Origin of the sequence: Peribacillus sp. B2I2 (assembly GCF_041261685.1) — a bacterium.
Classification (GTDB): Bacteria; Bacillota; Bacilli; order Bacillales; family DSM-1321; genus Peribacillus.
This window is the reverse complement of record NZ_JBGCCB010000001.1, coordinates 3,793,460-3,809,811: the sequence shown is the minus strand read 5'-3', so window position 1 is coordinate 3,809,811 and position 16,352 is coordinate 3,793,460. Positions and strand designations below refer to the sequence as shown.

The window sequence follows — 16,352 nt, the reverse complement described above, 5'->3', positions numbered from 1 at the left end:
TCGGCATATGCATGGAAAGGTGGGGAGTAGCGTTGAGCCAGCAAGATTCGTTGGATTTGTTTTCAGAGGAGAAAATGTTCATGAAAGGAAGTCATTTAGTGACGATCTTTCATAATGAAGAAAATATGTACTCGGTTGTAAGAATTCGTGTGCATGAAACGAATCTGAATTATGAAGAGAAGGAAGCTGTCGTAACAGGTTATTTTCCAAGGATGCATGAGGATGAGATCTATATTTTTTATGGGGCGATGAAGGAACATGCGCGTTTTGGCCTTCAATTTCATGTGGAGCATTTCCGTAAGGATTTGCCTCAATCCAAGGAAGGGATCGTCAGTTATTTATCCGGTGATCTTTTCAAGGGCATTGGGAAAAAAACAGCCGAAAGCATTGTTGAGACACTAGGGGAAAAGGCAATTTCCAAAATTCTGGCTCAGCCTTCGTTACTTGATGATATCCCGAAGCTATCAGGGGAAAAGGCAAAGGGCCTCTATGATACATTAGTCGAGCATCAGGGTTTGGAGCAGGTGATGATCGCCCTGAATCAATATGGCTTTGGACCACAGTTGTCGATGAAGATTTATCAAATGTATAAACAGGATACGATCACGATGGTTCAGGGAAATCCTTATAAGCTCGTGGAGGATATTGAAGGGATTGGTTTTGGACGGGCGGATGAGCTTGGGCATCAGCTTGGCATTTCCGGCAGCCATCCCGACCGAATCAAGGCTGCGTGCTTGTATACACTTGAATCACAATGCCTCCAGGATGGAAATATCTACATAGAAGCCGAGCAGTTATTGGAAGCGGTCAAGCGACTGCTTGAGGAAAATAAACGGGATCGCATTGAATTCACAAACATTTCCTCGGAAATAATCGAATTGACGCAAGAGGGAAAAATAGTTGTCGAGGATCAACGAATTTATCCGCCTTCACTATTCTATTCCGAAAAGGGAATCGTCATGAACATCAAGCGGCTGCTTGCTCAAACGGAGTATGAGGACCAGTTCCCGGAATCGGAGTTTTTGCTGGCACTTGGGAAGCTGGAAGAGCGGCTTGATGTTTCCTACGCCCCGGCCCAGAAGGAAGCGATACAAACAGCCCTGCAGTCCCCCATGTTAATCTTGACGGGGGGGCCGGGTACCGGTAAGACGACGGTGATCAAAGGAATTGTTGAGCTTTATGCGGAGCTGCATGGTGTATCCATGGACATTAACGATTATAAAAAAGAAGGAAGCGATCCATTTCCATTCGTACTTGCGGCTCCTACTGGCCGTGCAGCGAAACGCATGGCCGAATCGACTGGACTTCCCGCTGTTACGATCCACCGTTTGCTGGGGTGGAATGGGAGTGAAGGCTTTTCCCATGATGAGGATAATCAGTTGGATGGCCGGATCGTGATCATCGATGAGGTTTCCATGGTGGATACGTGGCTGGCCCATCAATTGTTTAAAGCCTTGCCGGAAAATGTCCAAGTGATATTGGTGGGTGATGAAGATCAGCTGCCATCAGTCGGCCCTGGGCAGGTTTTAAAGGATTTGCTTGCATCGGATTGTGTACCGACTGTCAGTTTGGAACATATTTACCGTCAAGCTGACGGCTCATCGATCATTGAATTGGCCCATGACATCAAAAAAGGAAGACTCCCGGATGATGTTACGAAGCAGCAAGAAGATCGATCGTTCATTCGCTGTCAGACCGGGCAAATCGCCCAGGTAATCGAGAAAGTGGTTGCGAATGCCAGGACAAAGGGTTTCACGGCCAGGGATATACAGGTGCTGGCTCCGATGTATAGGGGGCCTGCCGGGATTGATGCACTGAATAAAATGCTTCAGGAAGTGTTCAATGGCAATGCGGATGAAAAGCGGCGGGAAATTAAATTCGGTGACGTAATATACAGAACGGGTGATAAGGTGCTTCAACTGGTGAACCAGCCAGAGGAGGGTGTCTTTAATGGCGATATGGGTGAAATCGTGTCCATACTGTTCGCTAAGGAAAATACCGATCATGTCGATAAAGTTATCATTTCTTTCGAAGGTATCGAGGTGACCTACACGAAACAGGACTTGAACCAGATTACTCATGCATATTGCTGCTCCATTCATAAGTCGCAGGGAAGCGAATTCCCCATTGTCATTTTACCTGTAGTGAAAAGTTATTATCGGATGCTTCGCCGAAATTTATTGTATACGGCAATTACCCGCAGTAAAAATTTCTTGATCCTTTGTGGTGAAGAGGATGCATTCCGTTTAGGGATCGAGCGTAATGATGAGATGCGCCGGAAAACGACTTTGCGTGAAAAGCTGCGGGAGATTTTGAGTGAGGAAGATAGGCAGGTTGAAAAGGGAGATGTACATGCGCCAGAGGCAAGTTATCTTGATACTCTCATGCATGCTGACCCGATGATCGGGATGGAAAGTGTCACCCCTTATGATTTCATGTAACTGGTGATCAATGTTTTGTTTCTTCATTTGATGAATTTTGTTTATAATTCATAGTTTTGGTGGAACTAATATAGAATATAACTTATATGTGAAAGAGTAGGGGGGAAACTGATGAAAAAAGGTTGGATACTAGGAATAGTCGTTGTCGTTTTGCTGGTCATTTTTGGGGCATCTTCGTACAACGGCCTTGTAAGTGCAAGTGAAGATGTTGACAATAAATGGTCACAGGTGGATAACCAATTGAAACGAAGAGCGGATTTGATTCCAAACCTTGTTGAAACGGTCAAGGGTTATGCTTCGCATGAAACGGAAGCCATTAAAGCGGTGAGTGATGCACGTTCAAAGTTGGCCGGTGCCAACTCGACTGAAGATGCAATTGATGCCGATCAAGAATTGAGCGGGGCCTTAAGCCGTCTTTTGGTGGTTGTCGAGAACTATCCGGATTTAAAGGCCAATGAGAACTTCAAGGGTCTCATGGATAGTTTGGAAGGAACGGAAAATCGACTGACAGTAGCGCGAAAAGACTATAATGATGAAGTTACCAACTATAATAAGATGATTAAACGATTTCCGAAGAATATGATGGCAGGAGTGTTCGGGTTCGATGCTAAACCATATTTTGAAGTGACCGATCAAGAAAAAGAAACGCCAAAGGTTGATTTCGGGAGCGATAAATAATGAAAAGACTCGCTGTGTTTGCGCTATTCTTCATTCTCACGTGCAGTTTAGCAAACGTGGTCGCAGCACAACCTAACATCCCTGAACCAGTTGGGGATATATATGTTCAGGACTTCGCCGGAGTCCTGGATGATCAGGAAAAATCCGAACTCATCGAACTTGGGAAACGATTGGATGATGCCACAAAAGCACAAATTTCCGTTTTGACGGTTGATTCCATGGAAGGATCCGAGATCGAGGAGTACTCGGTCGAGGCATTGAGATCATTCAAGCTTGGTGATGCCGAGCTGAACAATGGAGTTCTCATTGTTCTAGCCATGGAAGAACAGAAAATCCGTATTGAAGTGGGTTACGGTTTGGAAGGGGCCATTACCGATATAAAATCTGGTCAGATTTTGGACAATGTGGCTATCCCTGCGCTGAAAGAGGGTAAATATGATGTTGCCCTGACTGAAACCTATAAGGCCGTATATAACGATGTCACGGAAGAATATAACTTGGGTGACGAGTTTTATCAAGAACCATCCGTTCAGCCCGAGTCAGAAACCTTTCAGCCATCAGGTTTACAGATTTTCCTCATTATCCTCGTTGTCATCATCGTATTCATCCTCGATGCCAAGTTCTTTAAAGGATTTTTCCTCCAAACGCTAATCAATATCCTTTTGATAATCATCAGTCGCGGAGGCGGCGGTGGCCGTGGAGGCGGCAGCGGCGGTCCACGTGGAGGTGGTGGAGGAAGTTCCGGTGGCGGAGGTGCCAGCAGGGGATGGTAAAACAGGTGGATCAGACCGGGAAACCGGTCTTTTTTTTATGCCTGTTCCCTGTATTTCCGGAAGATGGAGCAACAATGGAAAACCTTTCAGCACATCTATTTTCAGTAGTAAAGAGATAATAAAAATGTTCGGAAAGGCGGGATGACCTTGCGGACGTTTTCATTATTGAAAGGGATGCCGGTTTTTACAATCAAAGGAGAAAGAGTCGGCACGGTCCACGATTTATCAATTTCTGAAATGGGTCAGGTAACAGGCTTGGTCGTTCATCAGCAAGCATTGTTCAAAAGAGCTTTTCATTTGAAACTTGACGATATTTCTTCATTCGGTCCAGATGGGATCGTCATCATGCAACAGGATTCAAACTTAAGGAAAGTGCCTGCGGATTCCATATGCCTATCGAAGGACGAATTATTGGGTCGCATGCTTTTTTCAGAAATGGGCGAAGAACTGGGTTTACTGCAGGATGTATATTTCAAGGAGAAAATGGGCACGATTATAGCGTATGAAACAACGGATGGGTTTTTCTCGGAGTCGACAGTGATAGAATCAAAACAGCCGCCTGCATTAGGGAAGGATACCATCATTGTTTCAGTTTATGAACAGTGAGGTGTCCATTTTGGAAATTAAATGTCCGAATTGCCGCAGTAAAGATGTTGGGAAGATTGGCGTGAATCAATATTATTGTTGGAATTGCTTTATTGAAATGACCTTATCCGAAGGGCTCATTAGTACGCACCAAGTCGAGGAAGATGGAAGTTTAAGCTCATTGGACGATTTGTTTGAGGAAAATGACCGCCGCTTCAGTATGTAATTTAACGGAAGAGGTGTTTGCAATGGCTAGACGTTCACGCAATACTCTAATGAATATGGGTTCGGACTTGATGAACTCGAAGATGATCAAACGGAACATGAAGAAAATACGCAAAAGATTAAAGTCATTATTATAGCGGGAATGGGTGTCCTGATAATGAGGGCACTCTTTTTTATGTATGAAAACCTTCCGCCTTTCGAAGAATAAATGAGCGGGAGGTGTTTATTGTGAGTATTCGTCTGAAGTGGTTTTATCGCCTGGGTTTTTTATTGCTCTTATTTTTCGTTATCTATATTTTTATGAAACTTAAGCCCATGTGGGGACCTTTCGTTACTGTATGTGTGACGGTACTGCTGCCTTTTTTGATTGGTGCGTTCATCAGTTATTTGCTGCACCCGGTAGTGGAATTTTTAAATGAGAAAGGGCTGCGTCGCTGGCTTTCGATTACGATTATCTATTTGTTGTTTTTCGGAGGGATTGGCTTTGCCGTTTATAAAGGCATTCCAGTAATTGTCAGCCAGGTTCGCGAGCTGTCGGAAAGCGTCCCGGAACTGGTTGATCAATATCGGAGCCGGATAGATAAGCTCAATCATCAAACTGCAGCATGGCCGTTCGGAATTCATGAAAGGTTCGAAGAAGGTGTCACCCTTTTCGAAGGCTGGCTGAAGCGCATTCCAGAGAAGGCGATGGAGTATGCAATGAAGATGATTGATTTCATCGTTCTGATTGCTTTGATTCCATTCATTGCTTTTTATATCCTGAAAGATTTCACTGTTCTAAAAAAAATGGCTTGGTATATGACCCCGAAAAAATGGCGCAAGCAGGGACGGGCATTCGTTCGTGATGTGGATGCGTCGCTGGGCGGCTATATTCGGGGACAAATCATTGTCTGTGCCTTGGTCGGGTTGATTTCCTCGCTGCTTTTCTGGATAGTCGGAATGCAATATCCGCTGCTATTGGGAGCGATAATCGGAATAACGAATGTCATTCCGTATTTCGGGCCTGTAATTGGGGCCATCCCTGCAGTGATCATCGCCGCGACCATGTCAGTGAAAATGGTGGTGATCATCGCGGTCATCGTGCTCGTGCTTCAATTTCTCGAGGGAAATATCCTGTCGCCGTTTATAGTCGGTAAAAGCCTCCATATGCACCCGCTTTTCATCATGCTCGCATTATTGGCCGGCGGTGAAATAGGTGGTATCACGGGCATGGTCCTTTCGATTCCCATTTTGGCTGTGTTGAAAGTTTTTGTGCTTCATGCCCGCGTTCACTTTAGAAAGAAGCCGCCCCTTATTGACAAATAAAAGTCTTGTGAATATAATCCATTACATAAGATAATTCGTTGAAGGATGAAGTATGCTGAAGTCCATCTAAAAGAGAGGGGTCCCCCAGGCTGAAAGGGACTGCAAGGTGAAGAGCAGCAGAAAGCTAGTCCTGAGAGCAGCTAATACCTGCCGTCATGCCGCGTTAAGGCTTTTATTAAGGTGATGGACCCGGGAATGTTCCTGCGTCCATAATCAGGGTGGTACCGCGAGTTAACTCTCGTCCCTGTTTTTGGGATGGGAGTTTTTTGTGTGCTCAAAATTACATAATTTTAAAAGGAGGATATATATATGAAGTATTTAACTGGTGCTCAAATCCGCCAAATGTATTTAGATTTTTTTAGTGAAAAAGGCCATAACATCGAACCAAGCGCATCCTTGGTTCCTCATGAAGATCCATCATTGCTTTGGATCAATTCCGGGGTGGCGACGTTAAAGAAATATTTTGATGGACGGGTGATTCCCGAAAATCCAAGGATTACAAATGCACAAAAGGCCATCCGTACAAACGATATTGAAAACGTGGGGAAAACGGCACGTCATCATACGTTTTTCGAAATGCTCGGCAACTTCTCCATTGGTGAATACTTCAAAGAAGAAGCCATCACATGGGCATGGGAGTTTTTGACGGATGAAAAGTGGATTGGGTTCGACAAAGAGAAATTGGCTGTGACAATCCATCCTGAAGATGATGAAGCCTTCGAACTCTGGAATAAGAAAATCGGTGTTCCTGCTGAAAGAATCATTCGCCTGAAAGAAAACTTCTGGGATATCGGTGAGGGTCCAAGTGGCCCGAATACAGAGATTTTCTATGACCGCGGACCAGCATATGGCGATGACCCGAATGATCCGGAACTATATCCAGGCGGTGAAAATGAACGGCATCTAGAGGTCTGGAATCTTGTGTTTTCTCAATTCAACCATAATCCGGACGGTTCTTACACACCGCTTCCAAAGAAAAATATCGATACGGGCATGGGTCTTGAACGTATGGCTTCCGTCGTTCAAGATGTAGAGACTAACTATGATACGGATTTATTCATGCCGATCATCCGGGCAGTCGAAGAGATCTCCGATGTGAAATATGGTGTTGATGCAGAAAAAAATGTTGCATTCAAGGTCATTGCCGACCATATTCGTACGGTTGCCTTTGCGGTAGGTGACGGGGCTCTTCCATCCAACGAAGGCCGAGGCTATGTATTGCGCCGTTTGCTTCGCAGAGCGGTTCGTTATGCTAAGCAAATCAACATCAATCGACCATTCATGTTCGAACTTGTGACGGTCGTCGGCGAAATCATGAAAGACTTCTACCCTGAAGTCCTCAATAATAAAGAATTCATTGCAAAAGTTATCAAGAATGAAGAGGAACGCTTCCACGAAACCCTACATGATGGACTGGCCATCCTTTCTGAAGTCATTAGAAAGGAAAAGGAAAAAGGCGGTACAACCATTCCAGGCAGTGATGCATTCCGTTTATATGACACATATGGTTTCCCGATCGAGTTAACGGAAGAATATGCAGAAGAAGAAGGCATGACGGTCGATCAAGCCGGTTTTGAAAAAGAAATGGATGCACAGCGTGAACGTGCCCGTTCAGCACGTCAAGATGTTGATTCCATGCAAATCCAAGGCGGGGTATTAGGCGATATTAAAGTTGAAAGTGAATTTGTCGGCTATGATCAAGTTGCGGTTGAAGCAAAAGTTTCTGCCATCATTAAAAATGGCGAGCTTGTTACGGAGGCACAAGAAGGTGAAGAAGTTCAGGTAATCTTGAACAAGACTCCTTTCTACGCGGAAAGCGGCGGGCAAATAGCTGATAAAGGAACGATGGCTAGTGATGCCGTGAAGGTTGATGTCCATGATGTTCAAAAAGCTCCTAATGGCCAAAATCTGCACCGTGTAACAGTGGCTGCCGGCACTTTAACATCAGATTCCGATATCGTTGCTGCGGTAGATCAAGAAAACCGCATCCATATCACGAAAAATCATACTGCGACACATCTTCTGCACCAGGCGTTGAAAGATGTGCTTGGTACACATGTCAATCAGGCTGGTTCACTCGTACAAGCTGAGCGCCTTCGCTTCGATTTCTCTCATTTTGGCCAGATAACGGCGGAAGAGATTGAGCGGATCGAAACGATTGTAAATGAAAAGATTTGGCAAAGCTTACAAGTGAATACGGACTATAAAAACATTGAAGAAGCTAAAGCGATGGGTGCAATGGCCTTGTTCGGCGAAAAATACGGCAAGATTGTCCGTGTCGTTCAAATAGGCGATTATAGTCTTGAACTTTGCGGGGGTGTCCACGTCCCGAATACAGCGGTGATCGGCTTGTTCAAAATCGTTTCAGAAAGCGGCATCGGTGCAGGGACTCGCCGGATAGAAGCGGTAACGGGTGCCGGGGCATACAAATTGATGACTGATCAAATCGGTGTCTTGAAAGACGCGGCTGCTAAGTTGAAAACGAACTTGAAAGATGTACCTTCAAGAATTGAAACGGTCTTAGCTGAAGTGAAGGATCTTCATCGTGAGAATGAAAGCCTGACTGCAAAGTTAAGTAATATTGAAGCAGGAAGCCTTGTTTCTAACGTAAAAGACATAAATGGGGTTCAAGTATTGGTGGCAAAAGTTCAAGCTACCGATATGAATAATCTACGTGCCATGGCTGATGATTTGAAACAAAAGCTCGATTCTGTCGTTATCGTATTAGGATCCGCCCAAGGTGATAAAGTCAATTTGATTGCTGGGGTTACCAAGGATTATATCGATCGCGGTTTCCATGCTGGTAAATTGATCAAAGAAGTTGCTTCCCGTTGCGGCGGAGGCGGTGGCGGACGTCCAGATATGGCCCAAGCAGGCGGAAAAGACCCTGAAAAATTGGATGCAGCACTTAATTTTGTTGAAGAATGGGTCTTATCGATTTCATAATCAATGAAAAGTGTTGTACAATGTAGGTAATAGTGGATTCTGGACGCTGAGGAGAGGTGCATGTTAATGAGTTCCTTTGATAAAACGATGAAATTTAATTTTCCCGAAGAACCATTCGAAAGAGATGTACAAGAAGTATTGTCTCAAGTTTATGTTGCTCTTCAGGAAAAAGGTTATAACCCGATCAACCAAATTGTCGGTTATCTATTATCTGGTGACCCGGCCTACATCCCGCGCCATATGGACGCTCGGAACATTATTCGTAAGCTTGAACGCGATGAAATCATCGAAGAATTGGTTAAGTCGTATCTTAAGAATCATCGAGAGGAATACTAATGCGCACAATGGGACTTGATTTAGGTTCAAAAACCATCGGCGTTGCCGTGAGTGACGCGATGGGTTGGACTGCACAAGGATTGGAAACGATCAAAATTAACGAAGCTGGAAATGACTTCGGCTTTAAACGTCTCAATGAAATTATAAAAGAGCATGAAGTTTCTAAAATTGTCCTTGGTTTACCTAAAAATATGAATGGTACTGTTGGACCGCGAGGCGAGATCAGTCAAGATTTCGCTAAACGATTAGAAAAAAAATTCAAGCTGCCGGTGTTTCTCTGGGATGAACGGTTGACAACTATGGCGGCTGAACGTGTCCTTCTTGAGGCGGACGTGAGCCGAAGCAAACGCAAGAAAGTCATTGATAAAATGGCTGCTGTCATGATTCTGCAAGGATTCTTGGACAGACAAACAAATTCAATATGAGGTGAATACAAATGGAACACGGCGAAAACAACATTACAGTAGTAGATGAAAACGGAAACGAGCAGCTTTGCGAAATCCTTTTCACATTCGACTCAGATAAATTCAACAAATCTTATGTACTTTACTATCCGATGTCTGCAGAAGATGAAGAGGAAGAAATTGAAATCCACGCTTCATCATTCATACCAAGCGAAGATAATAAAGATGGTGAACTTACACCGATCGAAACAGAAGAAGAATGGGATCTAGTCGAAGAAATGTTAAATACATTCCTTGACCAAGAAGAAGCTGAAGAAGAATAATATCAGAAAAACCGACCTCGATCGAGGTCGGTTTTTTCATTTATGTACCAGTAAACCCTTATCTTTTCTCTGCGAATAAAAGAATAAAAGTAGCGAGCGGACCCAAAAATAATGAGAGCAAGAACCAATTCAGCCCCGTTCTATTTTTACCTTGAGCAAGTCCTGCGTTAATGAGTGCCAATGTCCCCCAACCTACAAAATAAGAATTATCCAACTCCTTCACACCTTCCTTCATCTAAAAATTAATAATGGCATCGTTACATGATATTCCTGTCATTGACTGAAATGCCTAACACATGCAGGGAAACAAATTTAAGGGCTTTTTCTATTAAATAATACCTGAATATTGACAAAACTAGTGCTTTTTTGCCATAAATAGAGTAGTAATGAATGTAGTTTTGCAAAAACCATGTAATTATTTGTTGATTTTAGTATAATGTTCGAAGCAAAGTTTAATTAGAGAAAGCATCATCGAGAAACCATTCTGTAGTTGGTGTGAGTTTGCAGGGGGAATGAAAATGGATGAAAAAGATAAAAATTTATCTAAAAAGGAACATATCCGTATGAAATTGTTAGAACAGCAAGGAGAAGCCAGGCTGGTTCGTAAAATCATCATGATTACGATAGCTTCGCTTATTGTACTAATTGGGATAGTAGGTCTTGTGGGCTTTTTGTATATCAACTCAGCCATGAAACCAGTCGATCCTGATGATGATACCATCAAGAAAGTGAAAATCCCAATCGGTTCTTCCGTGAATGGAATTTCAACACTGCTAGAAGAACAAGGAATAATCAAGGACGCACGTGTATTCAAATATTACATTAAGTTCCGCAATGAATCCGGTTTTCAGGCAGGTGAGTATAAATTATCGCCTTCGATGCCAATTGAAGATATTGTCACAAGCATCAAAACCGGGAAACTCATGAAAGAAGCTGCATTGAAGATAACCATTCCTGAAGGAAAGCAGCTTATCCAAATTGCCGATATCATCGCAGTGAAGACCGGTGAAAATCCGAAAAAGGTCTTTAAGGTATTGAATGATAAGAAATTCGTCAAGTCCATGCAAGAGAGATTTCCGGAGCTCTTGACGTCGGAGATTGAAAATGAAAAGGTATTATATCCGCTTGAAGGGTACCTTTTCCCAGCTACTTATGACTTTTATGAGGAAAAGCCGACCATGGAATCCATAGTCATCGAGATGCTGAAGAAAACGGAAGAGACATTACAGGCATACGAGACCCAGATGGACAAAAACGATTATTCCGTACACGAGATGCTGACCTTCGCTTCGCTTGTCGAAGAGGAAGCGACGGCACAAGTCGATCGCGGAAAGATAGCTTCCGTCTTTTACAATCGTATCGAGGAAGATATGCCGCTTCAAACGGATCCGACTGTTTTGTATGCAAAAGGTTCACATAAGAGCAGGGTATATTACAAAGACCTTGAGGTGAAATCCCCTTATAATACGTATAAGAACAAGGGGCTGCCGCCAGGACCGATTGCCAATGCCGGAACGACATCGATCGATGCGGTATTGAAACCTGAGAAAACGGATTTCCTATACTTTTTGGCAACACCTGAAGGGGAAGTCCTGTACTCCAAAACCTTGGATGACCACAATAACAAAAAGGCAGAGCATATTTCCAATAAATAAATAAAAAATGCAATGCGACTGATGGGGGAGGGATATTACTTTCCCCTTGTTTTTATGATAGAATAGTACAAGTGAATTTTAGATCCGATTTTTATCGGTGACGTAACTCGGCGAATGCCGGGTTTTATTTTGAAAGATAAGGAAATGTAGATCGTCAAGCATACTTGTTTCAGCTCCTTGTGAAAAATTGTAGGCAATAGTTTTTGACCGATCAATTTCTTCATGCACTGACCAAGCGCTTTCGTTTTTCTTATAATTGGAGGAAACGTTTTGAACGGAAAAATAGAACAATATCTTCATTCCTTAATTCCGGAGCGTACGGGTTTGATTAAGGAGTTGGAAGATTTTGCAATGGAAAATAATGTGCCGATCATGGAGCCGGAAGGCATTGAGGTGCTGCTTCAGATTTTAAGGCTTCACCAGCCTAAGGCGATATTGGAGGTTGGTTCGGCGATTGGCTATTCGGCCATAAGGATGGCTGAGACCCTTCCGGAGGCTAAAATCGTCACACTTGAACGGAATGAAGCCCGCATTGAGCAGGCAAGAGCTAATATCAAGAGGGCTGGGCTTTCGGAAAGGATTACCCTCATTGAAGGGGATGCCCTTGAAGCAGGACCGAAAGTCATGGAACATGGTCCGTTTGATATCATCTTCGTTGATGCAGCTAAAGGGCAGTACAAGCGATTCTTTGAACTGTTTGAACCATTCCTTGCTGATGCTGGCATTATCATTACTGATAATGTTTTATTTAAAGGCTTGGTTGCCGAAAACATTGAAGAAATGGAAATGACGAGACGAAAGCGAGCTCTCATTAAAAAAATCAGAGACTTTAACATCTGGTTACATGACCATCCTCATTTCGATACCGTAATTTTGCCGATTGGTGATGGTGTGGCCATAAGTAAACATAGAGGTGACAAAAATGAAAAAGCCTGAATTACTCGTGACTCCGACAAGTGTCGATCATATAAAAGAACTTATCGATGCTGGAGCTGATGCCTTCGTCATTGGCGAACAACGTTATGCGCTTAGGCTGGCAGGGGAGTTCAAACGTGAAGACGTCAAGAAGGCGATTGAGCTTGCACATGCCGCAGGCAAGAAAGTATATGTATCCATGAACGCCATTTTTCATAATGAAAAAGTGGACGAGCTTGAAGGGTATGTCACATTCCTTAAGCAGGCTGGTGCTGACCGGATCATATTCGGTGATCCAGCGGTCTTAATGGCTGTCCGTGCCGTGGCCCCTGATATGCCCCTGCACTGGAATACAGAGATGACGGTAACGAACTGGTACACATGTAATTATTGGGGGAAACGCGGTGCTGTCCGTGCCGTGGCTGCCCGTGAGATAAGTATGGACGAGATAGTGGAAATGAAGGAAAATGCCAAAGTGGAGATTGAAGTGCAAGTGCACGGCATGACATGCATGTTCCAATCGAAGCGGACGCTCCTTGGTAATTACTTTGAATACCAAGGCAAGGCATTGGAAGTGGAAAATCGGAAGGAACATAGAAATATGTTCTTGCATGATAAGGAACGTGAAAATAAATACCCGATTTATGAAGATGAAAATGGTACACATATCATGAGTCCGAATGATATGTGCATGATCGATGAACTTCAGGAATTGATTGAAGCGGAAATTGATTCCCTGAAAATCGAAGGGGTATTACAAACACCGGAATATATCAACGAAATGACAATGTTGTATCGGGAAGCGATTGACGTTTGTGCAGAAGACCCTGAACGTTATGATGATTTGAAAACGGAACTTTTTGAAAAAGTAAAAGCGGTTCAGCCGGATAGCCGTGAGTTGGATACAGGATTCTTCTTTAAGGAATCGGTTTATTAAAGAAAAGGGTAAGAGAAAGAGGAGGAATAGCCTTGAATGCTATTGCTGATAAAATTTCCAAGATCGTTGATGGAAAGAGAGTCATTGTAAAAAAACCGGAATTGCTGGCTCCGGCTGGCAACCTGGAAAAATTAAAAATTGCCGTCCATTACGGTGCGGATGCCGTGTTCATTGGCGGTCAGGAATATGGCCTTCGTTCCAATGCCGGCAACTTCACGTTTGAGGAAATGCAGGAAGGCGTCGAATTCGCTAAAAAATATGGCGCTAAAGTATATGTAACAACCAATATCTTCGCACATAATGAAAATATCGATGGTCTGGATGAATACCTGGAAGGCCTTCAGGAGGCTGGAGTTCATGGTATCATCGTCGCCGATCCATTAATCATCGAAACGTGTAAACGGGTCGCTCCGAACGTCGAAATCCATTTAAGCACGCAGCAATCGCTATCGAACTGGAAGGCTGTTCAGTATTGGAAAGAGGAAGGCTTGGAGCGGGTTGTTTTGGCCCGTGAGACGAGTGCTGATGAAATCCGTGAGATGAAGGAGAAGGTCGATATCGAAATCGAGGCTTTCGTTCACGGAGCCATGTGCATTGCCTATTCTGGACGCTGCACCCTTTCGAACCATATGACGGCGCGGGATTCGAATCGCGGCGGCTGCTGTCAGTCTTGCCGTTGGGATTACGATTTATATGAGTTGGATCAAGCCGGGGAAAAGGCATTATTCGATAAAGAAGATGCTCCATTCGCAATGAGTCCAAAAGACCTGAAGCTGATAGAATCCTTGCCAGGCATGATTGAAATTGGCATAGATAGCTTAAAAGTCGAAGGAAGAATGAAGTCCATTCATTATATTGCTACAGTTGTCAGCGTTTATCGTAAGGTGATTGATGCGTATTGTGCCGATCCGGACAATTTCAGGATTAAACAAGAATGGCTGGAGGAGCTTGATAAGTGTGCGAACCGTGAGACGGCATCATCGTTCATGGAAGGGGAAATTCCTGGGTATAAACAGCAAATGTTCGGGAATCATACCGTAAAGACTCGCTTCGACTTCGCTGGTTTGGTGCTTGATTACAACGAAGAAACTCAAATCGCCACCATGCAGCAACGTAACTTCTTCAAGCCTGGAGATGAAGTGGAGTTTTTTGGACCGGAAATCGAAAACTTCACTCAAAAAATCGGTACGATCTGGGATGAGTCAGGTAAGGAGCTGGAGGCAGCCCGCCATCCGCTTCAAATTGTCCGCATTCAAGTAGATAATCAAGTATATGTGAACAATATGATGCGGAAGGAGAATTGACATGACAAGGAAGAAACCAGTAGTCATCGGAGTTACCGGAGGGTCGGGATCAGGTAAAACAAGTGTTACCCGTTCCATTTTTGAATTCTTTCAAGGACATTCGATCTTGATGATCGAACAAGATTATTACTATAAAGATCAAAGTCATCTGCCTTTCGAAGAGCGGTTGAAAACGAACTATGATCATCCGCTGGCATTTGATAATGATTTGTTGATCGATCACCTTAACGCATTGCTGCGTTATGAAACGATAGAAAAACCAGTTTATGATTATTCGATCCATACACGTTCGGAAGAAGTCATCACAGTTGAGCCGCAGGATGTCATCATCCTTGAAGGGATCCTTGTACTGGAAGATGAGCGCCTTCGAGACCTGATGGATATGAAACTATATGTTGATACAGACGCAGACTTGCGGATACTCCGTCGGATGACCCGTGATATTAAAGAACGTGGACGTTCCATAGATTCAGTCATCGAGCAATACATCAGTGTCGTTCGCCCGATGCATAATCAGTTCATAGAACCGACGAAGCGTTATGCCGACATCATCATTCCAGAAGGCGGTCAGAACCATGTGGCGATTGACCTTATGGTGACAAAAATTCAAACAATCCTTGAACAAAAGTCTTTTTTGTAATAACATAGCATAAATAATGATAGGTGCCATTTTCCTCCGTTTTTTAAATAATCCCATTTATTTATTGGGAAAGACTGGACAAATGCTGGAAAACGCAATACTCTATTCTTGATACAGAACGAACCGGCTGCCACCGCAGTCGGTTTATATACTAAGGACCGAGTTGTTCCTTAGTATAAATGCGCGTACTTTTTAAGTCGTGCAAATATATATTTTGACTCGAGTTTTAGAGTTAAGCATTATATACTACATAAACTTGTCACAGCGAAAGCTTGCTGTAAAGAATTAGAAGGAGTGAAGGGTTTTGGCAATCGAAAAAGAATATCCAATGACTAAAGAAGGTAAGTTAAAGCTTGAACAGGAACTGGAACAATTAAAAACGGTTAAACGTAAAGAAGTTGTGGAGAGAATTAAAATCGCCCGCAGTTTTGGGGACCTTTCCGAGAACTCAGAGTACGATTCCGCAAAAGAAGAGCAGGCATTCGTTGAAGGACGTATTACAACAATCGAAAACATGATCCGTAATGCAAAAATCATTGAAGGCAATGATTCGAATACAGATACAGTTTCACTTGGAAAGACGGTAACATTCGTGGAACTTCCAAATGGTGACGAAGAAACATATTCCATCGTAGGAAGTGTTGAAGCGGACCCATTCGATGGGAAAATATCAAATGATTCTCCAATCGCGAAAAGCTTAATAGGGAAAAGGGTCGGCGACAAGGTATCGATCATGACACCTGGCGGCGAAATGAGCGTCAAGATTGTATCCATCAGCTAATTAACGGCTTAAGAGGATGTCCATACGGGCATCCTCTTTTCATATCGGAAAAACGCCGCGTTAAATTTGTTCATAATTGTTTAAAAATTCGCACCTCGTCAACA

17 protein-coding genes are annotated in these 16,352 nt (G+C 43.4%); 16 read left to right on the top strand and 1 reads right to left on the bottom strand.

The features are described from left to right. Positions 1-11: 11 nt before the first annotated feature. The 10 genes from recD2 to ABIE66_RS18790 all read left to right on the top strand — a co-directional run bounded on the left by recD2 (position 12) and on the right by ABIE66_RS18790 (position 10,016). Positions 12-2,441, top strand: a complete 2,430-nt coding sequence (gene recD2, locus ABIE66_RS18835; protein ID WP_370015898.1) for an SF1B family DNA helicase RecD2 — start codon at positions 12-14, stop codon at positions 2,439-2,441. Between the two features lie 108 nt (positions 2,442-2,549). Then, a complete protein-coding gene (locus ABIE66_RS18830) occupies positions 2,550-3,119 on the top strand; it encodes a LemA family protein (protein ID WP_370017084.1) in 570 nt (189 codons plus the stop codon). Beyond that, positions 3,119-3,892 carry a TPM domain-containing protein gene (locus ABIE66_RS18825; RefSeq protein ID WP_370015896.1) on the top strand — a complete coding sequence of 258 codons (774 nt, stop codon included), beginning with the start codon at positions 3,119-3,121 and terminating at the stop codon, positions 3,890-3,892. Before ABIE66_RS18830 ends, ABIE66_RS18825 begins: the two co-directional genes overlap by 1 nt. Before the next feature lie 147 nt (positions 3,893-4,039). Continuing rightward, positions 4,040-4,498, top strand: a complete 459-nt coding sequence (locus ABIE66_RS18820) for a PRC-barrel domain-containing protein (protein ID WP_370015894.1) — start codon at positions 4,040-4,042, stop codon at positions 4,496-4,498. After that, on the top strand, positions 4,488-4,703 hold the full coding sequence (locus ABIE66_RS18815; RefSeq protein WP_370015893.1) for a hypothetical protein: 216 nt from the start codon (positions 4,488-4,490) through the stop codon (positions 4,701-4,703). The genes ABIE66_RS18820 and ABIE66_RS18815 overlap by 11 nt, the downstream gene beginning before the upstream one ends. A 227-nt stretch (positions 4,704-4,930) precedes the next feature. Further along, entirely contained in the window at positions 4,931-6,007 is a 1,077-nt protein-coding gene (locus tag ABIE66_RS18810; RefSeq protein ID WP_370015891.1) for an AI-2E family transporter, read from the top strand. Between the two features lie 309 nt (positions 6,008-6,316). Then, positions 6,317-8,953: an alanine--tRNA ligase gene (alaS, locus tag ABIE66_RS18805; protein WP_370015890.1), complete on the top strand. Its 2,637-nt coding sequence runs from the start codon at positions 6,317-6,319 to the stop codon at positions 8,951-8,953. A 66-nt stretch (positions 8,954-9,019) separates the two neighbouring features. After that, positions 9,020-9,289: an IreB family regulatory phosphoprotein gene (locus tag ABIE66_RS18800; protein WP_034311358.1), complete on the top strand. Its 270-nt coding sequence runs from the start codon at positions 9,020-9,022 to the stop codon at positions 9,287-9,289. Continuing rightward, positions 9,289-9,714, top strand: a complete 426-nt coding sequence (gene ruvX, locus ABIE66_RS18795; RefSeq protein WP_064463555.1) for a Holliday junction resolvase RuvX — start codon at positions 9,289-9,291, stop codon at positions 9,712-9,714. Before ABIE66_RS18800 ends, ruvX begins: the two co-directional genes overlap by 1 nt. 11 nt (positions 9,715-9,725) lie before the next feature. Further along, positions 9,726-10,016 carry a DUF1292 domain-containing protein gene (locus ABIE66_RS18790; protein ID WP_289315584.1) on the top strand — a complete coding sequence of 97 codons (291 nt, stop codon included), beginning with the start codon at positions 9,726-9,728 and terminating at the stop codon, positions 10,014-10,016. A gap of 58 nt (positions 10,017-10,074) precedes the next feature. Here the strand turns inward: ABIE66_RS18790 and ABIE66_RS18785 are convergent, their stop codons facing one another. Then, positions 10,075-10,251: a hypothetical protein gene (locus ABIE66_RS18785; RefSeq protein ID WP_289327422.1), complete on the bottom strand. Its 177-nt coding sequence runs from the start codon at positions 10,249-10,251 to the stop codon at positions 10,075-10,077. Between the two features lie 283 nt (positions 10,252-10,534). Here ABIE66_RS18785 and mltG point away from each other — a divergent pair, with 283 nt between their 5' ends. The 6 genes from mltG to greA all read left to right on the top strand — a co-directional run bounded on the left by mltG (position 10,535) and on the right by greA (position 16,248). Next, positions 10,535-11,671: an endolytic transglycosylase MltG gene (gene mltG / locus ABIE66_RS18780; RefSeq protein ID WP_370015887.1), complete on the top strand. Its 1,137-nt coding sequence runs from the start codon at positions 10,535-10,537 to the stop codon at positions 11,669-11,671. Between the two features lie 270 nt (positions 11,672-11,941). Next, the gene (locus ABIE66_RS18775; protein ID WP_289325827.1) at positions 11,942-12,607 is read left to right on the top strand and encodes an O-methyltransferase; all 666 of its coding nucleotides are present in this window, start codon (positions 11,942-11,944) and stop codon (positions 12,605-12,607) included. Beyond that, positions 12,594-13,523 carry a peptidase U32 family protein gene (locus ABIE66_RS18770; RefSeq protein WP_370015885.1) on the top strand — a complete coding sequence of 310 codons (930 nt, stop codon included), beginning with the start codon at positions 12,594-12,596 and terminating at the stop codon, positions 13,521-13,523. The genes ABIE66_RS18775 and ABIE66_RS18770 overlap by 14 nt, the downstream gene beginning before the upstream one ends. Before the next feature lie 32 nt (positions 13,524-13,555). Beyond that, positions 13,556-14,827 carry a peptidase U32 family protein gene (locus tag ABIE66_RS18765; RefSeq protein WP_370015883.1) on the top strand — a complete coding sequence of 424 codons (1,272 nt, stop codon included), beginning with the start codon at positions 13,556-13,558 and terminating at the stop codon, positions 14,825-14,827. A 1-nt stretch (position 14,828) separates the two neighbouring features. After that, positions 14,829-15,467: a uridine kinase gene (udk, locus tag ABIE66_RS18760; protein WP_144479404.1), complete on the top strand. Its 639-nt coding sequence runs from the start codon at positions 14,829-14,831 to the stop codon at positions 15,465-15,467. Between the two features lie 304 nt (positions 15,468-15,771). Further along, entirely contained in the window at positions 15,772-16,248 is a 477-nt protein-coding gene (greA, locus tag ABIE66_RS18755; protein WP_289315589.1) for a transcription elongation factor GreA, read from the top strand. The last annotated feature ends 104 nt before the right edge of the window (positions 16,249-16,352 follow it).